Raw genomic sequence first — 18,118 nt, 5'->3', positions numbered from 1 at the left:
TCATCGGCCGGCGACCGCGCGTTCAGGCCGTGCGCTCGCCGGGCCGCACGAGCCCTGATTCGTATGCCAGGATCGCGATCTGCACGCGGTCGTGCGCGCCGAGCTTGGCGAGCAGGCGCGACACGTACGTCTTCACCGTGGACTCGCTGAGGAAGAGCGCCGCGCCGATCTCCGCGTTCGAGCGACCGCGTGCGACGAGGCGGATGATCTCGATCTCCCGATCGGTCGGGTCGAGACCAGCAGGCAGACCGGTATCGGGCGAGGGGGCCGCGGCGAACCGCTCGAGCAGTCGCGCCGTCACGGCCGGCGCGAGCATCGCGTCGCCGCGGGAGACCACGCGGACCGCATGGACGAGGTCGGCGGGGGGCACGTCCTTCAACAGGAATCCGGATGCTCCCGCGCGCACCGCAGCGAAGACGACGTCGTCGAGGTCGAAGGTCGTGAGCGCGAGCACCCGGCGGGAGGCGTCGGCCGCGAGGATGCGACGCGTGGCCTCGATCCCGTCCATCACGGGCATCCGGATGTCCATGAGCACGACGTCGGGGTCGAGGTCGTCGGCCGCGGCCACGCCGGCGGCGCCGTCGCCCGCCTCGCCGACGACCTCGAGCCCGGCGCGCTCGAGGATGAGCCGGAATCCGACGCGGACGAGTTCCTGGTCGTCGACGAGCAGGACCCGGATCGCGCCCGAGTCGGTCACGATCCCGCCCCGGTCGGAAGCGACGCGTGGACGCGCCATCCGCTCGGTCCCGGACCCGCCTCGAGCGTGCCGCCGTAGAGCGTCACGCGCTCGCGCATGCCGACGAGCCCGTGCCCGGGGGCACCGACGGGCTCCGCGTCGCCACCGTCGTCGGTCACCGTCACGTCGACGCGATCTGCGGCGCGATCGATCGCGACCGTGGCCGACGCGGCCCCCGAATGACGGCGGACGTTCGTGAGCGCCTCCTGGACGACGCGGTAGACGGCGAGCTGCCGCCCGGCCGACAGATCGCTGGTGTCGTCGGCCCGGAACTCCACGGCGAGTCCGGTGCCGCGCGCCTGCTCGATGAGCTCGGGGATGCGAGCGATGCCGGGCTGCGGCGACAGCGAGTCGTGGTCGGCTTCGCGCAGCAGCTCGACGATCCGGCGCACCTCGGCCAGTGCATCGGTGCCCGTCGTCCGGATCGCCTCCAGGGCGCGACGGGCCGCGCCCGCGTCGACGTCGACGACCTCGGCTGCGGCTCCGGCCTGAACCACCATGACGCTCACCGAGTGGCCCAGGATGTCGTGCAGCTCGCGGGCGATCCGCGCGCGTTCGTCGGCGACCGCGCGGAGTGCCGCCTCGCGCGCCTCGGTCTCCGCGATGCTCGCGCGGACCGCGGCATCCACGGCGCGCCGCTCGGAGACGCGCATGCCGATGCCGATGAGGAAGATCGTGAGGAGCACGCCCCAGTGGAAGAGGACCTCGCTCGGCCCCTGCAACTCGGGAACGAAGAAGTCGGCGAGGATCACGGCCGCGAACACCGAGCCGCAGACGGCCGCCGACGTCCGGAGGCTGCCGTGGCGGGCACCGGTGTAGAGGGTCAGGGCCAGGGGGAGGAATCCGCCGAAGAAGAGCACCTGGGTGTCGCCGGCGGTCGCGACGAAGCACGCGACCCACGTGAGGGGGACGCCGACCAAGGCCAGTGGGACGATGCGACGCATCGCGAGCAGGACCGCGCAGACGAGGATGGCGGCCGTGCTCACCAGCGGCGAACCGGTGCCCTGCACGGACTCGAACGGCACCCACACCTCGGCGAGGCCGATCGCCGCGATCATGACGGCGACGGCGACGTCCTGGGCGAGATGCCAGCGCGTGCGGCGGTCCACGACCGCAGGCTAGCGGGCGGCGGCCCGCCGACGGAATCACCTCGGGATGATCGGCGAGTCGACTTCGGTTGATCGGGACGGTTCCCGCGGCCGATGACCTCGACGCGCCCGCGCCCGTAGCTTCGTGCCGACGCCGCGGGGTGGCCGTGGCCCAACCGAAGGGAACCGTCCATGTCCACGTCCCGTGCACTTCCGTCCGTCCGCCGGCTGCTCGTCGCCGGATCGCTCGTCGCCGCGATCGCCCTCGCTGCAGTGGGGATGCTGCTTCAGCCCGAGTTCCCCGACGACCCGAGCCGGTACGTCGAGATGCTGGCCGGCTCGGCGTCCGCCGCGATCGGACTGCAGCTCTTCCTGTGGTCGCAGGTGTTCTGGGCGATCGGCCTGGTCGGACTCGCCCACGCCGAGAGCCACCGATCGCCGGTGCTCGGCTCGCTCGGCGCGGTGTTCAGCGGCCTCGGCGCGTTCGGTCACGCCGCCTATGGCGGCGCGAACCTCGTCACGCTCGGCGTGGCGCGCTACGCCGCCGAGTCAGGTGATCTCGACGCGGCGCAGGCGGCGTTCGGTGCGACGCAGGGCGGCGACTTCGTGCCGTACCTGCTCGCCGGGCTCGCCGGCACCGTGCTCGGCGTGATCCTCGTCGCGGTCGCGCTGCTCCGCTCCGCGGTCGCGCCACGCTGGGTGGCGATCGTGCTGCTCGCATGGGTGGTCGTGGAGTTCGTGCTGCCGAACTTCCTCTCGGGGGCGTGGGTCACGTACACGTCGCTCGTGCTCGGCGTCATCGCGTTCACGGGCGCCGCGGTCGCCGTGCTTCGTGGCGGGTCGGGCGCGTGGACGACGGTGCTCGAGGCTGAGGTCCCCGAGCGCGGAACGCCGTCGTCGGTCGAGACCGCCGCGTCGGCCTGACCGAAGGCCGGGGTGAACCGGCCGCTCACCAAAGACCACGGCGAAGGCCCCTCCGGCGGAGGGGCCTTCGGCTTCCGGACCGTGGGCCACGAGAGCTCGCCGCCGGCTCGCGGTATGCCGGCGCACGTTTCAGCCGAGAGCGGATCGGATGGCCTCCGCGTAGGCGAGGTTGCCGGCCTGGTTCGGGTGAGCGGCGATGGATGTGTCGCTGAAGCCGTTGATCCAAGGTGCTCCGCTGCCGATCCCATGGCCGGTGAAGGGCCCGGCCACGTCGACGAAGACCGCACCGGCGCCCTCCGCGGCCGCCTTGAGCGCGGCGTTCAACGCCTCGGTGTCGGTGTTCACGCGTGCGGCGTTGGCGTACCCGGATGCCGGGTCGAACAGCAGCGGATAACCGGTGACGATGATCTTGGCCTTCGGGACCTTCGCCGTGATCGCGTTCACGGTCGAGGTGATTCTCGCCCCGAGCGTCCCCGTGGAGATCAGCGACTCAGCAGTGTTGAGGTACGAGTTGCACCGGCTCTGCCAGACGATCACGAAGCACCACGTCATGACGTCCGAGAAGCCGAGGTCGTTCCCGCCGACGGTGAGCGTCACGCGGGTCGTCCCTCTCGGGATCGCCTTCACCTGGGAGTTGATGACATCCCCGGTGGAGGCGCCCGAACAGGCGGGGAACGCCGCGAGCTTCACGTTCGCAGTCGCGTCCGCGTCGAGTACCTTGGGGTAACTCAGGCTGCTGCGGTCGCAACTGGTGGAGTCGATGTAGTTCTCGGCGCCGGTGCCCGACGCGAAGGAGTCACCGAGCGCGGAGTACGTGAGTTCGGTCGTGCCGCCCCCGCCGCCGGGCTTCCCCGGCTTGTCCGGCTTGCCCGTCGCGACGGCGGCTGACGCGGCATCCGCCGGCCCCGCGACGGCGGCGCCGAGCACCATCGCGACTGCTGCCAGGAGCGCGGCGGCGAGCAGGGCGATGGGCCGGTGGTCCGAATGCGGGCGCACGGGTGCGATGGATTCGACGGTCGACATGACCCGGTCCCGAGATCGCCGGCGCGGCGAGGCGACTGAGGTGAACACGGCGTCCGCGCCTCAGCCGAGGGTCGCGAGGATCGCGTCGCGGTAGACGGCCTGCCCGACCGCCGTCGGATGGAGGAAGGTCAGCGGCTCGAACTGATCGGCGCCGAGCCACGGGTCCGCATCGCCGACCTGGTGGCCGAAGTAGGCGAACGCCATGCTCGTGTACTCGACGTTCGCCCCGGCCGCGGCGGCCGCGGCCGCAGCGGTGCCGATCTGGGCGTCGAGTGCGCCGGTCGCGGCGTTCACCGTGTCGGTCAGTGGGCTCAATCCGCTCACGAAGGGGATCGGGTAGTCGGCCACGACGATGCGCGCGTTCGGTGCGCGCTCCGCGATCGCGAGCAGCAGGCCGCCGAGCTCCTGCCCGATGACGCCCGACGCCAGCAGCTGCTGGGCCTCGGCCACGGCCGTCGCGCACGCGAATGACTCCGGGGCGGGGGCGCAGATCTCGAAGATCTCGCCGACGCCGAGGTCGTTGCCCCCGACGGTCAGCGTCACGAGGGTCGTGCCGCGGTTGACCTGCGACAGCTGGGTCGACGCGACATCCGAGATCGTCGCACCGCTGCACGCGGCCTGGCGGAGCAGGTTGGTCCGCGGCACGGCGTCGAGGAGTACGGGGTAGGCGGCGTCGGATCGGAGGCATTCGTCGAGCGGGAGCCCGGCACCCTGCCCGGCGGCGTACGAATCGCCGAGCGAGACGTACTTGTTGACGGGCTCGGGCGGTGCGGCGAGGGCGGCTGGAGCGGCGCCGAGGAACACGGCGACGAGGGCGACGGTGGCCCCGGCGATCGAGCCGACGATGCGGCTCCTTCGGTTCGAATGTGCCGACATGGCCGAAACCTAGCGAGAAGGTGCGGCTTCCGCATATCCCAGAACAGGTGTCACGTGGACGACCCCCTCCGGATCGCCGTCTTCCGCACCGATAGGCTTTCGCCCATGACGGCACGACTGCGATGGGGCATCCTCGCGACGGGCGGCATCGCCCGTCTCTTCACCTCCGACCTGCTCGCCAACGGCTTCGACGTCCGGGCGGTCGGCTCGCGATCGGCCGAGTCTGCGCAGCGCTTCGCCGACGAGTACGGCATCCGCACCGCGCACGGCAGCTACGACGCGCTCCTGGCCGACCCGGAGGTCGACGCGATCTACGTCGCGACGCCGCATCCGTGGCACGCCGCCTCGGCACTCGCGGCCATCGAGGCGGGCAAGCATGTCCTCGTCGAGAAGCCGTTCACGCTCAACGAGGCCGAGGCCCGTGTCGTCGCCGATGCCGCGCGCGAGCGCGGCGTGCTCGTGCTCGAGGCGATGTGGACGCGGTACCTCCCTCACATGGTCCGGATCCGCGAGATCATCGCGGCGGGGACGATCGGCGAGGTCCGTTCGATGGTCGCGGACCACACGCAGAAGCTCCCCGACGACCCCGCCCACCGACTCAACGCGCCCGAGCTCGGTGGCGGCGCACTGCTCGACCTCGGCATCTACCCGGTCTCGTTCGCGTGGGACCTCTTCGGCGAGCCCGCAGTCATCCAGTCGACCGCGATCTTCAAGGAGACGGGTGTCGATGCGCAGGTCGCCGTGCAGTTCGGCTACCTCGACGGGCGCATCGCCTCGACGTTCTCCGCAAGCGACGCCCGCGGGCCGAACCGCGCGCTCGTGCTCGGCACCGAGGCGCGCATCGAGATCGACGGCGTCTGGTACACGCCCACGACCTTCCGCGTGATCGGGCACGACGACGCCGTGCTGGAGGAGTTCGCGTCCGACGTGAACGGTCGCGGCATGCACTACCAGGCGGCAGCGCTCGAGCAGCTCGTCGCCGAGGGCCGACTCGACGGCGGCGACATCCTGCCGACCGAGGAATCGGTCGCCATCATGGGCACGCTCGACCGCATCCGCGCTGAGATCGGATTGCGGTACCCGGGCGAGGACTGACCTCCACCGGCTTGCACGGGACGACGTGTCCACCGAGGGTGACGTCGCCGCGCTGACGCGGCGGCTCGTCGCGATCGACGCGGCGAACCCGTCGCTGGTCGCCGACGGGGCCGGCGAGCGGGAGCTCGCCGAGGCCGTCGCGACCTGGCTCGGAGACCGAGGCTTCGAGGTCCGGCCGGTCGGCGCCGATCCCGCGCGTCCGAGCATCCTCGCGCGGCGACGCGGAACCGGCGGCGGCCGGACCCTGCTCCTCGCCGGTCACCTCGACACCGTCGGGGGAACCGGTGACGGGGTGGATGCCGCTGCCGATGTCGATGCGGACCGCATCGTGGGACGCGGCGCGTACGACATGGCCGGCGGGCTCGCCGCGGCGATGGTCGCGGCCTCGACGGCGCCCGAGGACCTCGCGGGCGACGTCGTCCTGGCGTTCGCCGCCGACGAGGAGTTCGGCTCGCTCGGGATGGAGGAGCTCCTCGCGGCGATCGACGCGGATGCGGCGTCCGATCCGTCGCGTCGTCGTCCCGACGGCGCGGTGGTGCTCGAGCCGACCGACCTCGGCGTGACGCTCGCCCATCGCGGCTTCGCCTGGTACCGCGTCGAGTACGACGGCGTCGCGGCGCACGGGTCGCAGCCCGCCCTCGGTGTCGACGCGATCGATCGTGCGCTCGACGGTCTCGTCGCGCTGCGTGCGCTCGGCGCCGAGCTCGGCGCGCGGGCGCGGCATCCGCTGCTCGGGACGGGGAGCGTGCGAGTGGCCACCATCGAGGGCGGCTCGGATGCCGCGACGGTCGCCGATCGCTGCGTGCTGGTCGTCGAGCGGCGCACCCTTCCCGGAGAGCCCGACCCGGGAGCGGAACTCGAACGCGTGCTCGCCGCATCCCGGCCCGCTCGCGTCGTCCCGCTCGTCGTGCGCCCGGCGATGGAGAGCGCCGCCGACTCGCCCATCGCCCGCTCGGTGATCGACGCGGTCGAAGCGGCCACGGGCACTCCCGCGACCCTGCGAGGCGACCCCTGGTGGACCGACGCCGGGCTCATCGCAGAGGCGGGCATCCCGGTCGTGCTCGTCGGCCCGGCGGGCGGCGGCGCGCATGCCGAGGTCGAGTGGGTCTCGATCGCGTCGCTCGACACGCTGACCGGGGTCGTCACGCGGGTCGTCCAGGACTTCTGCGGCCGCTCGCCCGCCGAGGCGCCCGGACGCTGACCCTCCCGACATCCGGGGGGAACGGCCGGCACTCGGGAGGCGTCCGGACGGCCTCCGTACAATGCCCGGGTGAGCGACGAGACGGATGACGCGGGCGCGACGCCGGCCGGGGAGGCCCGGTCGTCCGGCGAGCCCGCTGCGCCCGCATCGCCGCGCAGCGCGGCTGATGGGACGCAGCCCGGTCGGCGCCGAGGCATCCGCTCGCTGATCGGCGAGCACCGCGTGCTCGCGGCAATGGCCGCTGTCGTCGCCGTCGGGCTGCTCGGGACCACCGTCGCCGTCGCGGCGACCATGGCCGGCGGTGCCGCGACCTCGACCCCGTCGCCGACCCCGACTCCCACCGCGACGCCCACGCCGACGCCCACTGCGACCCCGACGCCGAGCCCGACCCCGGAACCGGTCGCGCGCGTGCGCACCTGCTCGGTCGCCGGCCTCGCCGCCGACCCGCGCCTGGCGAACCTGCAGGCGCAGGTCATGAACGCCGAGACCGGCGAGGTGCTCTTCGATCGCGGCGGCCTCACGGCCTCGCGGACGGCGAGCGTCATGAAGGTCGTGACGGCCGCTGCCGCGCTCGCCGTGTTCTCACCCGACGACCGGTTCCCGACGACGGTCGTGAAGGGGAGCGAGCCGGGCTCGGTGGTGCTCGTCGGGGGTGGCGACGTGACGCTCTCGAGGACCGCGACGGGGAACGAGACCGTCTACCCCGGCGCCGCGCACCTCGACGACCTCGCCCGCCAGGTGCGCGCCGCGTGGGACGCGGACCCGTCGAATCCGCCGCTCACCAAGCTCATCCTCGACTCCTCGTACTTCGGAGGTGAGACCTGGCACGCGAGCTGGGCGCCGACCGAGCGCGAACTCGGCTACATGCCCGAGATCACGGCGCTGATGGTCGACGGCGACCGCGACGACCCGTACGCGAACACCTCCCGGCGCGGTGCCGACGCGGTCGGCCGGGCGGGTGACGCGTTCGCCTCGGTCCTCGGCGGCGTCTCGGTCATCGAACGCGGCACCGCGCCCGACGGGGCGACCGAACTCGGCCGCGTGTGGTCGCCCACGGTCGCGCAGCTCATCGACAAGTCGCTCGTCGTCTCCGACAACACGGTCGCGGAGATGCTCGCCCGGCAGGTGGCGGTCGCGGTGGGGACGGGGAACACGTTCGCGGCCATCGACCCCGCGGTGCGACAGGCGCTCGAGACGTACGGCATCGCCCGCGGCGGCATCCGCGTGATCGACGGGTCGGGACTCTCGCCCGACAACGCCGTGCCGCCCGCCTACCTCACCCGCCTGTTCGCGAAGGTCGAGGCGCGAGAAGGGAACCTCGGCGTGATCCGCGACGGCCTCCCCATCGCCGGCCAGCGAGGCTCGCTGTCGTATGCCGACCGGTTCGCGGGTGGCAACGCCGCCGCGCACGGCGCGGTGTTCGCGAAGACGGGCTGGATCGACACGGGCTACACGCTCGGGGGCATCGTCCACGCTCAGGACGGCACGACCCTGACCTTCGCGATCTATGCGCTCGGCGACGTCTCGCAGATCACGGCCGACGCGAAGGTGGCGATCGACACGCTCACGACTGGCCTCTACCGCTGCGGCGACGAACTCTCGAACGAGTGACCGAGGGCCTGCCGCGGCATCCGTGAATCGCGACAGAATGGAAGCGGCGGCCGGAGGAACCCCCGCCCGAGACCCGAGGAGCGAAGGAGCCGATCATGAGTCGGGCCCTGTTCATCATCGACGTGCAGAACGACTTCACCGAGGGCGGCGCGCTCGGCGTCGACGGCGGTGCGGCCGTCGCGGCGGGCATCACCGCGTACCTCGCCGAGCACGGCGAGCGCTACGACCTCGTCGTCGCCTCCCGCGACTGGCACAACGCCGACGACGACAACGGCGGGCACTTCGCGACGGATGCCGCGCCCGACTTCGTGACGACGTGGCCGAAGCACTGCATGGCCGGCACGCCGGGCGCCGAGTACCACCCCGCGCTCGACACGAGCGGCGTCGACGTGCACATCCGCAAGGGCCAGGGGGTGCCGGCGTACTCGATCTTCGAGGGCACGGATGACTCGGGCGCGACGATCACCGAGGTGCTCGAGCGGCACGGCATCACCGACATCGACGTCGCGGGCCTCGCGACCGACTACTGCGTGCGCGCGAGCGCGCTCGATGCGATCGAGCACGGGCGGCACGTGCGCGTGCTCCGCGACCTGGTCGCGGGCGTCGCGCTGGAGTCGTCCGCCGCGGCGATCGCCGAACTCGGTCACGCGGGTGCCGCGATCGTCGACTCGTCGGAGCTGCCGCCGGGCGAGGTCGTCGGGGCGGATGACTCCGATGCGGCGGACACCGCCGACGCGGCTGTCGACGACGAGGCGGGCGACGCGTGATCGGGCCGACGTCCTCGGCGCCGGTCCTGCACGCGGAGGGCCCCGACGGCGTCCTGATCGCCTACCGCGTGTACGGCGACGATGCCGAATCGGGTCGCCCGCCCGTGCTGCTGGTGCACGGATTCGCGTCGGACTCGACCGTCACGTGGGACGGCACGGGATGGGTGCGCTCGCTCGTGGAGTCCGGGCGCCGCGTGATCACGACCGACCTCCGCGGACACGGTGCGAGCGACAAGCCGGCCGACGCGGACGCCTATGCGCCGGATCGGCTCGGCGGAGACCTCCTCGCGGTGCTCGACTCGGCGGGTGCGGCGCGCTGCGACGCCATCGGCTATTCGATGGGCAATCGGGTCATCTCCGCCCTGTGCGAGCTCGCGCCCGATCGCGTGCGCCGCGTCGTGGTGGGCGGTGCGGGGCCGACGGAGCTCTTCGCGACGTGGGACGTCGAGGATGCGCGCGGGTACCTCGTCGACGGCACGCCACCGCGCAACCCCGTGATCGCCCAGGTCCTCGCCCCGGCGATCCGCGCCGGCGCCGACCGCGAGGCGCTCCTGGCGTGCATCGAGGGCGTCTCGGGCGCCCCGCTCGCGATCCCCGGCGGCATCCCGGTGCTGTTCGTCGCGGGCGAGGAGGACCCGGTTCCCGTGGGCGTCCAGCAGCTCGCGCTCGACTGGGGCAGCGACCTCGTCACGATCCGCGGTCGCGACCACGTGTCGACGCTGACGTCCCGCACGTTCAAGGACGCGGCGATCGACTTCCTCGTCTGACCGGAGCTCCGGATCACGCGGCCGTCGCGCGCGCGCGGACGGCGGTCGGCGGCTCGCCGAACTCGGCGCGGAACGCGCGGCTGAAGTGGGCGGCGTCCGAGAAGCCCCATCGGCCGGCGACCTGGCCGACCGGGCGGTGCGCCGCCAGCGGGTCCCGGAGCTCGCGACGGCACCGGTCGAGCCGCCGCGAGCGGATCCAGCTGGAGACCGTGAGCCCCTCCTCGTGGAAGATCGCGTGCAGGTGGCGCGTCGAGATGAAGTGCGCCGCGGCGATCTTCGCCGGCGTGAGGTCCGGGTCGCCCAGCCGGTCCTCGAGCCAGGCCTGGATGCCGCGGAGCATCGCCCGGTGGGGCCGGTCGGCGTCGCGCGCGACATCCAGCTCGCGCGCGTAGAGCGTCGTCACGAGGTCGACCGCGTTGCGGGCGAGCCGGCCGCCGATGGGGCCGTCGAGTTGGTCGAGGTCGTCGGCGAGTCCGGCGAGGAAGCGCGCGACGGTGCGGCCGAGCCCGTTCTCGCCCGGGATCCGTGCGGCGGTCATGCCCTGCACGGCCTCGGTGGGGAGTTCGAGCATCCGGTGCGGCACCATGAGCACGAGCGTGCTGAACGCCTCCTCGAACACGAGGGTGTACGGGGAATCGGTGTCGTAGATCGTGAGGTCGCCGGGCCGGAGCACGGCCTCGCGGGAGCCCTGGACGAGCAGGCCCGTACCGGAGAGCTGGAGGCCGAGCTTGAACGAGCGATGCTCGGACCGTGCGACGAGCTCGGGGGTGCGGTGGATCTCGTGCCCCGCAGCCGTGACGACGGAGAGGTGGATGTCGTCGCCGACGGACGCGCGGATGTCGCCGCGGAAGGCGTCCGGATCGTCCGATCGCACGCGCAGCGGCACGAAGGACCGTGAGGCGAGCGCGCTGAACTCGGTGAAGTCGAGCGGCAGCGTCGACGTGTCGACGGCCGGCGCGTCGTGGGCGGGCGCGGGGGAGGGGGAGGATCCGTGGGGCACGGGATGCACCTCATCTCTGGGTGGGACGTCGATGTCCGGGTCGAGAGGAAACTCTACGCGTGTTGAGGCAAATTCGACAGTGGGAGTCTGCGGCCGGGGTCAATCGGCGTACGCTCTGCGACAAGCCCGGCGGGGCGGCGCACGGAACCATGGGCCGGAACCGGGCGATGCCGCCGTGGCTCGCCCTCCGTCGACCAAGGGATCCCAGCCATGACCTCCGCAACGACGACGACGTCGCCGACGGCGACCGGTGGGCTCAGCCACCGCCGACTCGGCGTGCCATCCGTCACCCTCATGATCATCGCGGCGTCGGCGCCGCTCACCGTCGTCGCCGGCGGCGTGACCACGACCTTCGCCGTGACCGGCGTGATCGGCGTGCCGGTCGGCTTCATCGTGCTCGCCGCGGCGCTCGCGGTGTTCGCCGTCGGCTACGCCGCGATGAGCCGATACGTCACGAACGCCGGCGCCTTCTACGCCTACATCGCCCAGGGCATCGGGCGCCCCTTCGGCGTCGGCGCCTCGCTCGTCGCGCTCGTCGCGTACAACGCCATGCAGGTCGGCATCTACGGCCTGTTCGGATTCCAGATGTCGATGTTCCTCGAGGCGAGGTTCGGGTTCGCCACGCCGTGGTGGCTCTGGATCTTCGCCTGCATCGTCGTCGTCGGCGCGCTCGGCGTGAACCGCGTCGACCTGTCGGCCAAGGTCCTCGGCATCCTCGTCGCCCTGGAGTTCGCCGCCGTGCTCGTCTTCGACCTCGTCGCGTTCGCGGTCACACCCGAGGGCGTGAGCACCGCCGCGCTCCAGCCGGCCGAGTTCCTCGTGCCCGGCGTGGGCGCCGTCCTGTCGTTCGGGGTCGCCGCGTTCATGGGATTCGAATCAGCGGCGATCTACGGCGAGGAGTCGAAGGACCCGAAGCGCACCGTCGCCCGCGCGACCTACTCGGCCGTCGCGATCATCGGCGTGTTCTACGCGTTCAGCGCGTGGGCGTTCACGGTCGGCATCGGACCGTCGCAGATTGTCGAGGCCTCGGCGACGTACGGTCCCGACCTGATGTTCGTCTTCATGGGCGCGCACGCGCCGGTCATCGTGAGCGACCTCATGCAGGTGCTGTTCCTCACGAGCCTGTTCGCCGCCCTGCAGTCCTTCCACAACGCGGTCGCCCGCTACCTGTTCTCGCTCGGACGCGAGGGCGTGCTGCACCGCGGTCTCGGCGCGGTCCGCGTGACCTCGCGTGCGCCCTGGGCCGGCTCGGTCGCCCAGAGCGTGATCGCGATCGTGGTGACGCTCGGGTTCGTCGTCGCGGGCGAGGTCATGGGCCTCAAGTCCGACTTCGCGCCGGTCGAGTTCCTCTACCCGGTCCTCACGATGTTCACCTGGCTCACCAACACCGGCGCCATGGGACTCGTGCTGCTGATGGGCGTCATCGCGATCGCGGTGATCGGGTTCTTCCGACGCGACCGTCGCGGACTCGGCGCATGGCAGACGCTCATCGCGCCGGCGATCTCGGCGGTCGTCCTGTTCGCGGTGTTCGTGCTCATCCTCGCGAACTTCAACGTGCTGCTCGGGCAGACCGAGACCACCGCGGTCACGTTCGTCCTGCCTGCGCTCGTCATCGTCCCGGGCATCATCGGGGTCGTGTGGGGGCTCGTCATCCGTCGGCGCAACCCGGAGCTCTACGCGCGGGTCGGCCACGGCATCGAGGAGGCCGAGGCGGCCGTCGTCGAGGCCCCGGCGCATCGAGGGGTCTAGGCGCCGAACGCGGTGGCGAGGCCGGGAACGGCCATGGCGGCGAGCATGACGGTCATGCTCGCCGCCGCGACCCCGTGGCCCACCCCGTCGCGGCCGTCGCGCATCGCGCGGACGGTGGCCCCCGCGCCGAGCGCGACCACCGCCAGCACGCCGACGGTCTCGGCGCCGAGGAGCGGGACCGCGTGCCCGTGCACTGCCGCGGACGCATCGTGGACGTCGCTGCCGGAGGCGGCCACGAGCCATCCGGTCGCGATCAGCGCCAGGGCGTGGTGCAGGTCGTGGATCGGGCGGGGGCGGACGCCGACCGGCCGAGGACCCCGCGGCGCGGCGGATGCGGAGCGGCCCGACCGGTCGACGCGCGAGCGGATGCCGAGGGCGAGGCCCGCGAGGACGAGGATGCCCGCCCACGCCACGCCGGGGAGGATGCCGGTGACGGCCGTGTCGAACATGGCCGCGAGCATCGCGAGTGCGGCGACCGCGTCTAGGGCGCGGAGCCGGCGCCCCCGGGCGAGCGTCGCGCCGGTGCCCGCCAGCGCGCCGGCGAGCATGAATCCGTGCGCGACCTCGGCCATTCGTTCCCCGAATCTTCCCTGTTCCGGTTAGTCCGGCTATATTACTCGACAAACGTAGAGAAAAACGAGGTGCACCATGACGACGATGTCGACCACCCGAGCCGCAGCGCGGCACCACTCACCCGATCCGGGCGCGCCCGCGATCGATCCGATGCGCGGCCTCTCCGCCGAGGAGATCGACGCGACGCGCGAGATCCTGGCCGAAGCCGGCCTCCTCGCCGAGCAGACGCGGTTCGTGTACGTCGGCCTCGACGAGCCCGCCAAGGCCGACGTGCTCTCGGGCGCCGAGCTGCCGCGCATCTCCCGAGTCCTGCTGCTCGACCGCGCCACGGGCGAATCCGCGGACGTGCGCGTGTCGGTCACCGACCGCGCGATCGTCAGCCGGACCGGCATCGACGGCGCGAACGGGCAGGTCCCGATCCTCGACGTCGAGTTCGAGGCGATCTACGACCTGCTCGGCGCCGAGCCCGAGTGGCACGAGGCCCTCGCCAAGCGCGGCATCACGCACGAGCAGGTCGCGCTCGCTCCGCTCTCGGCGGGGGAGTACGGATTCGAGGCCGAGCGCGGGCGCCGCGTCATCCGCGTGCTCGCCTTCATGCGGCACGACGAGCAGGACCACTGCTGGGCGCACCCCGTCGACGGGCTCTGCGCCTACGTCGACATGATCGAGGGCCGGATGTTCGAGCTCGTCGACCACAGGGTCTACGACATCCCCGCCGAGTCGGGGAACTTCGACGACCCCGAGGTGCAGGGCGCGCCGCTCGACACGCTGAAGCCGATCAGCATCACCCAGCCCGAGGGTCCGAGCTTCACCGTCGAGGAGGACCGGGTGAGCTGGGCGAACTGGCGGTTCTCCCTCGCGTTCGACGCGCGCGAGGGGCTGGTGCTCCGCCGCATCCGCTACGTCGACGCCGACCAGGGCGGCATCGAGCGCGACATCGTCTACCGCGCCTCCATCGCCGAGATGGTCGTGCCCTACGGCGACCCGTCGCCCGCGCGCTTCTGGCAGAACTACTTCGACACGGGGGAGTACGTCTTCGGCCGCTACGCGAACTCGCTGCAGCTCGGGTGCGACTGCCTCGGCGAGATCCGGTACTTCGACGCCACGATCGCCGACGAGTTCGGCCACCCCCGCGTCATCCCGAACGCGATCTGCATGCACGAGGAGGACTACGGGACCCTCTGGAAGCACACCGACATCTACACGGGCTCGAACGAGGTCCGCCGCCAGCGGCGCCTCGTGATCAGCTTCTTCACGACGGTCGGCAACTACGACTACGGGTTCTACTGGTACCTCTACCTCGACGGCACGATCGAGTGCGAGGCGAAGCTCACGGGCGTGCTCTTCTCGTCGGCCTACGACCCGGAGGCGGGCGACCACGCGAGCGAGGTCGCTCCCGGGCTCGGGGCCCCGTACCACCAGCACCTCTTCAGCGCGCGGCTCGACATGATGGTCGACGGCGTCGCGAACGCGGTCGAGGAGGTCGACGCGGTCCGCGTGCCGATGGGGGAGGGCAACGCCTACGGCAACGCGTTCACCAAGCGCACGACGCGCCTGCGCACCGAGGCGGAGGGCGCGCGCGACGCCGACCCCGTCGCCGGTCGCGTGTGGCACATCGTCAACACCGAGCGGCAGAACCGGCTCGGCCGTCCCGTCGGCTACGAGCTCCGCGCGGAGGGCACGCCGACGCTCCTCGCCGACCCCGACTCAGTCATCGCCAAGCGCGCGGGCTTCACGCGCAAGCACCTCTGGGTCACCCGCTACGACCAGGACGAGCGCTACCCGGCGGGCGACCTCGTGAACCAGAACCCGGGCGGCGACGGCCTCCCGCGCTACACCGAGGCCGACCGCTCGATCGACGGCGAGGACATCGTGCTCTGGCACACCTTCGGCCCCACGCACTTCCCGCGCGTGGAGGACTGGCCGGTCATGCCCGTCGACTACGCGAAGTTCACCCTGAAGCCGTACGGCTTCTTCGGGCGGAACCCCACCCTCAACGTCCCGTCCTCCGAGTCCCTCGGCATGGCGTGCCACACGGATGCCGCGGCCGGCGGATGCCACTGCGAGGCGGGCGCGTGCTCGTGCTCGGGGCACGGGCACGGGGCCTGACGAGCGGGCGCTCGAACGACGGGCGGGCGGATGTCGCGGAAGCGGCATCCGCCCGCTCTGCGCCGCCGGCGGCCGTCGCGCATTCGTCCGCCCAGACCCTCTTGCGGAGCCCGCCCCACGCGTTCCGGACCGTCTGGTGACGGTCCCCTCACTGACCGTCCTTTCGGCCGGGTCGAATGCGAGCGGGTCCCGCGCGGCTCGCGGGGACCACCGCGTCCACTCCGGCAGGCGGCATCGGAGCAGAGGGGACCGTGTACCGGGCTCCGCTGCCGGGTGGGAACGTCGTCACCATCGGCGGGTGTGAAGCCCATTCGACCCACCGAAACTGACGACGATCGCCGCCGTCGATCCACGTTCACGGTCGGTCCCACCTGGTCTTGCTGTCGCGCAACAGCGTGGCAACAGACGGGGCCGCCCTGAGAGACCTGCCACCGCACGATCCAGCGCAACGCACATCGGCCGGACCGCGCGGAACGTCGGTGCATGTCTGGGGGATCGCGTGCGAGCTGCCGTCCTTCTCGTAGTCGCTCAGATCCCCATGACCCGGCGGATACCGTCAGCGATCTTTGAGAGGGCGTAGCTGGGAACGTGACCGACGGGAAACGGTTCGAGGAACTCCCGGCCGACGGGTCCGACCTGGGACACGATCGCTACCGAGTCCTTGCCCAGCCCGGACGCGTCGACGGGAACAAGCACGTTGCCCGGGAATGCTTCGAGCGCGAGGTTCGAGGTGAGCGGAACCACCAGGACGGTGGCGATCTGCGTGGCGAGCAGCCAGTCCTCTTGCATGACGACGGCGGGTCCTCGCTTCGCCGGTTCCGATCCGCGTGGGGAGCCGAAGTCGACCCAGACGACGTCGCCGTGGGCGATCACCACGCCGTCGCCTCGAGCATGTTGCGTTCGGACTCAGGCAGGAAGGGGCTATCCGCCGAGGGCTGTCCGACGCGTTCGATCACCGCGTCGGCCGGGGCGGTCAGCTCTGCTTCACCCTCGAGCTCTTCGACGAAACGGCGGCCTGCGCGACGGAAGAACTCCGAGCGGTTCATGCCGTGCCGGGCGGCGACACGCTCGAAGCGCTCGAAGTCGCCGTCGGGGATCGAGATCGCGGTCTTCATGATCCGAGTACAACCAGTCATACCGACAGCGTCGCTGACGGATCGGAACCGCGCAGCTCGTCTAGTGTCGATTCGTGTCTTCCCGCAGCATCTACGTCGAGACGACTATCAGGGCGGACCTTGACGTCGTGTGGGATGCGACGCAGGACCCAGCACGGCATGCGAGGTGGGACATCCGTTTCTCCGAGATCCGGACGACGGGCGTCGCCGCAGGCGGGGCCGCCCGGTTCGAGTACACGCGCCGCACACCGTTCCACACTGTGCACGGCACGGGGGTGAACCTTGGGGAGGTTTCCCGTCCGGACGGGGCCCGCACGTCCGCGCTGCGGTTCTGGACGCCGGACCGGTTCTCGCCGATCCGCTCCGGGCGGGGCTATTGGCGGTACGAGCCGGTGCCCGGCGGCATCCGCTTCATCACCGGGTACGACTACGAGCCGGGTTGGGGGCCGTTCGATGTGCTGGTCCGACCGGTGATCGGGTGGGCCACGGCGTGGAGCTTCGACCGGCTCCGGATCTGGCTCGAGCAGAGTGCACCGCCTGAGCGTTGGCCGCTCGCGAGTGTCGTCTGGCTGTGGCGACCCGATCGCCCGCGCGCGTCTCGGTGCCGGCGGGCGCCTGAGGGGCAACGACGGCGCGCCGACCACCTACGAACGGCGCCCGCCACACTCGCGGCCCTACCTGACCCGGAGACGCTGCGATGACCTCCATGTTCGAGAGCGCGCTCGGGGCCGAAGCGTTCGCACGGCTCCACCCGATGATGCAGCGCAGGTTCGGCGTCAGCCTGGACCGCGGCGAGGCCTGCATCGGTCACGGCGTGATGAGTGAGATTCAGCGCGGCCCGTGGTGGACCGTGCCCTTCCTGCAGGTCGGCCGGCTCCGCAACATCCTGGTGCCGGATGTCGGGACCGATGTTCCCTTCACCATCGAGAACTACCCCTACATCGACCCGTTCGGCCGTGAGACGGTCACGTTCGTCCGCGAGTACACCGTCGGCGGGCGGCGGCGCAGGTTCGACGCGACGATGATCCTGGTCGGTGAGCGGATCGTCGACTACCTCGGCACGCACCAGCACCTCGCCGTCGATCTCGACCTCATCGTGGATGACGATGGTGGGTTGCTGCTGACTTCGGACGCGCAGCGGTTCTACGAAGGAGGCATCGGCTTCCGTTTCCCGCTGCTGTTCAGCGGGCGGGCGGTCCTGCGTGAACGCTTCGACGACGCGGACGGGCGGTTCCACGTTGATCTCGAGGTGCGCAACGACCGCTTCGGCTTCCTGTTCGGCTACCGGGGCAGCTTCACCTGCGAATGGAAGCCGGCCACCGACGCACCACGCGGACTCAAACCACTCCGGCACGAGCAACGCACCTGAGGTGTCAGATCGTCCCCCATAGGTGCCCTTCTGAGACCACCGTGAACGACGAAATCAGCCCGACGGGCGCAATTCCGACGGGTCGCAGACGAGGATCGATTTGGCAACGACCATC

General features: G+C 71.6%; 18 protein-coding genes. 10 read left to right on the top strand and 8 right to left on the bottom strand.

The features are described from left to right. Positions 1–22: 22 nt before the first annotated feature. Both ACFVHK_RS15330 and ACFVHK_RS15325 read right to left on the bottom strand, forming a co-directional pair. Positions 23–697: a response regulator gene (locus ACFVHK_RS15330; RefSeq protein ID WP_376929583.1), complete on the bottom strand. Its 675-nt coding sequence runs from the start codon at positions 695–697 to the stop codon at positions 23–25. Further along, on the bottom strand, positions 694–1,845 hold the full coding sequence (locus ACFVHK_RS15325; protein ID WP_376929582.1) for a sensor histidine kinase: 1,152 nt from the start codon (positions 1,843–1,845) through the stop codon (positions 694–696). Before ACFVHK_RS15325 ends, ACFVHK_RS15330 begins: the two co-directional genes overlap by 4 nt. A gap of 171 nt (positions 1,846–2,016) precedes the next feature. Here ACFVHK_RS15325 and ACFVHK_RS15320 point away from each other — a divergent pair, with 171 nt between their 5' ends. Further along, positions 2,017–2,748 carry a hypothetical protein gene (locus ACFVHK_RS15320; protein ID WP_376929581.1) on the top strand — a complete coding sequence of 244 codons (732 nt, stop codon included), beginning with the start codon at positions 2,017–2,019 and terminating at the stop codon, positions 2,746–2,748. Positions 2,749–2,877: 129 nt separating this feature from the next. Here ACFVHK_RS15320 and ACFVHK_RS15315 read toward each other — a convergent pair whose 3' ends face one another. Together ACFVHK_RS15315 and ACFVHK_RS15310 are read right to left on the bottom strand one after the other, a co-directional pair. After that, on the bottom strand, positions 2,878–3,771 hold the full coding sequence (locus ACFVHK_RS15315) for an SGNH/GDSL hydrolase family protein (protein ID WP_376929580.1): 894 nt from the start codon (positions 3,769–3,771) through the stop codon (positions 2,878–2,880). Positions 3,772–3,831: 60 nt separating this feature from the next. After that, on the bottom strand, positions 3,832–4,647 hold the full coding sequence (locus tag ACFVHK_RS15310; RefSeq protein WP_376929579.1) for an SGNH/GDSL hydrolase family protein: 816 nt from the start codon (positions 4,645–4,647) through the stop codon (positions 3,832–3,834). A gap of 105 nt (positions 4,648–4,752) precedes the next feature. Here ACFVHK_RS15310 and ACFVHK_RS15305 point away from each other — a divergent pair, with 105 nt between their 5' ends. The 5 genes from ACFVHK_RS15305 to ACFVHK_RS15285 all read left to right on the top strand — a co-directional run bounded on the left by ACFVHK_RS15305 (position 4,753) and on the right by ACFVHK_RS15285 (position 10,088). Continuing rightward, entirely contained in the window at positions 4,753–5,742 is a 990-nt protein-coding gene (locus ACFVHK_RS15305) for a Gfo/Idh/MocA family protein (RefSeq protein ID WP_376929578.1), read from the top strand. A 25-nt stretch (positions 5,743–5,767) separates the two neighbouring features. Continuing rightward, entirely contained in the window at positions 5,768–6,943 is a 1,176-nt protein-coding gene (locus tag ACFVHK_RS15300; RefSeq protein ID WP_376929577.1) for a M20/M25/M40 family metallo-hydrolase, read from the top strand. Between the two features lie 69 nt (positions 6,944–7,012). Then, complete coding sequence (locus ACFVHK_RS15295) at positions 7,013–8,554, top strand: D-alanyl-D-alanine carboxypeptidase/D-alanyl-D-alanine-endopeptidase (protein WP_376929576.1); 1,542 nt, start codon at positions 7,013–7,015, stop codon at positions 8,552–8,554. A 95-nt stretch (positions 8,555–8,649) separates the two neighbouring features. After that, positions 8,650–9,321 carry an isochorismatase family protein gene (locus ACFVHK_RS15290; protein WP_376929575.1) on the top strand — a complete coding sequence of 224 codons (672 nt, stop codon included), beginning with the start codon at positions 8,650–8,652 and terminating at the stop codon, positions 9,319–9,321. Then, positions 9,318–10,088 (top strand): alpha/beta fold hydrolase, encoded by a 771-nt coding sequence (locus tag ACFVHK_RS15285; protein ID WP_376929574.1) that lies wholly within the window; start codon positions 9,318–9,320, stop codon positions 10,086–10,088. Before ACFVHK_RS15290 ends, ACFVHK_RS15285 begins: the two co-directional genes overlap by 4 nt. A gap of 13 nt (positions 10,089–10,101) precedes the next feature. Here ACFVHK_RS15285 and ACFVHK_RS15280 read toward each other — a convergent pair whose 3' ends face one another. Next, positions 10,102–11,088 (bottom strand): AraC-like ligand-binding domain-containing protein, encoded by a 987-nt coding sequence (locus ACFVHK_RS15280; protein ID WP_376929573.1) that lies wholly within the window; start codon positions 11,086–11,088, stop codon positions 10,102–10,104. 210 nt (positions 11,089–11,298) lie between these two features. Between ACFVHK_RS15280 and ACFVHK_RS15275 the strand changes: the two genes are divergently transcribed. Next, positions 11,299–12,837: an APC family permease gene (locus tag ACFVHK_RS15275; protein ID WP_376929572.1), complete on the top strand. Its 1,539-nt coding sequence runs from the start codon at positions 11,299–11,301 to the stop codon at positions 12,835–12,837. Here ACFVHK_RS15275 and ACFVHK_RS15270 read toward each other — a convergent pair. After that, on the bottom strand, positions 12,834–13,409 hold the full coding sequence (locus tag ACFVHK_RS15270) for a hypothetical protein (protein WP_376929571.1): 576 nt from the start codon (positions 13,407–13,409) through the stop codon (positions 12,834–12,836). The two genes, ACFVHK_RS15275 and ACFVHK_RS15270, sit on opposite strands and share 4 nt — an antisense overlap. Before the next feature lie 76 nt (positions 13,410–13,485). Between ACFVHK_RS15270 and ACFVHK_RS15265 the strand changes: the two genes are divergently transcribed. Next, entirely contained in the window at positions 13,486–15,519 is a 2,034-nt protein-coding gene (locus tag ACFVHK_RS15265; RefSeq protein ID WP_376929570.1) for a primary-amine oxidase, read from the top strand. A 528-nt stretch (positions 15,520–16,047) separates the two neighbouring features. Here the strand turns inward: ACFVHK_RS15265 and ACFVHK_RS15260 are convergent. Both ACFVHK_RS15260 and ACFVHK_RS15255 read right to left on the bottom strand, forming a co-directional pair. After that, positions 16,048–16,395, bottom strand: coding sequence for a type II toxin-antitoxin system PemK/MazF family toxin (locus ACFVHK_RS15260; protein WP_376929569.1), 348 nt, complete (start codon positions 16,393–16,395; stop codon positions 16,048–16,050). Beyond that, a complete protein-coding gene (locus ACFVHK_RS15255) occupies positions 16,389–16,634 on the bottom strand; it encodes a CopG family ribbon-helix-helix protein (RefSeq protein ID WP_376929568.1) in 246 nt (81 codons plus the stop codon). The genes ACFVHK_RS15260 and ACFVHK_RS15255 overlap by 7 nt, the downstream gene beginning before the upstream one ends. A gap of 74 nt (positions 16,635–16,708) precedes the next feature. Here ACFVHK_RS15255 and ACFVHK_RS15250 point away from each other — a divergent pair, with 74 nt between their 5' ends. Beyond that, the gene (locus ACFVHK_RS15250) at positions 16,709–17,335 is read left to right on the top strand and encodes an SRPBCC family protein (protein WP_376929567.1); all 627 of its coding nucleotides are present in this window, start codon (positions 16,709–16,711) and stop codon (positions 17,333–17,335) included. Beyond that, positions 17,332–18,003, top strand: a complete 672-nt coding sequence (locus tag ACFVHK_RS15245; RefSeq protein WP_376929566.1) for a DUF4166 domain-containing protein — start codon at positions 17,332–17,334, stop codon at positions 18,001–18,003. Before ACFVHK_RS15250 ends, ACFVHK_RS15245 begins: the two co-directional genes overlap by 4 nt. Positions 18,004–18,118: the final 115 nt, after the last annotated feature.

This window comes from Agromyces binzhouensis, from assembly GCF_042672355.1.
In the GTDB taxonomy this organism is placed as follows: Bacteria; Actinomycetota; Actinomycetes; order Actinomycetales; family Microbacteriaceae; genus Agromyces; species Agromyces binzhouensis.
This window is presented reverse-complemented; position numbering and strand designations above follow the sequence as displayed.

What these genes read in the sequence shown, in the direction of transcription:
- ACFVHK_RS15320 (WP_376929581.1), top strand. Translation starts at nt 2,017, where the DNA reads ATGTCCACGTCCCGTGCACTTCCGTCCGTCCGCCGGCTGCTCGTCGCC.
- ACFVHK_RS15315 (WP_376929580.1), bottom strand. Translation starts at nt 3,771, where the DNA reads ATGTCGACCGTCGAATCCATCGCACCCGTGCGCCCGCATTCGGACCAC.
- ACFVHK_RS15310 (WP_376929579.1), bottom strand. Translation starts at nt 4,647, where the DNA reads ATGTCGGCACATTCGAACCGAAGGAGCCGCATCGTCGGCTCGATCGCC.
- ACFVHK_RS15305 (WP_376929578.1), top strand. Translation starts at nt 4,753, where the DNA reads ATGACGGCACGACTGCGATGGGGCATCCTCGCGACGGGCGGCATCGCC.
- ACFVHK_RS15290 (WP_376929575.1), top strand. Translation starts at nt 8,650, where the DNA reads ATGAGTCGGGCCCTGTTCATCATCGACGTGCAGAACGACTTCACCGAG.
- ACFVHK_RS15275 (WP_376929572.1), top strand. Translation starts at nt 11,299, where the DNA reads ATGACCTCCGCAACGACGACGACGTCGCCGACGGCGACCGGTGGGCTC.
- ACFVHK_RS15270 (WP_376929571.1), bottom strand. Translation starts at nt 13,409, where the DNA reads ATGGCCGAGGTCGCGCACGGATTCATGCTCGCCGGCGCGCTGGCGGGC.
- ACFVHK_RS15265 (WP_376929570.1), top strand. Translation starts at nt 13,486, where the DNA reads ATGACGACGATGTCGACCACCCGAGCCGCAGCGCGGCACCACTCACCC.
- ACFVHK_RS15255 (WP_376929568.1), bottom strand. Translation starts at nt 16,634, where the DNA reads ATGAAGACCGCGATCTCGATCCCCGACGGCGACTTCGAGCGCTTCGAG.
- ACFVHK_RS15245 (WP_376929566.1), top strand. Translation starts at nt 17,332, where the DNA reads ATGACCTCCATGTTCGAGAGCGCGCTCGGGGCCGAAGCGTTCGCACGG.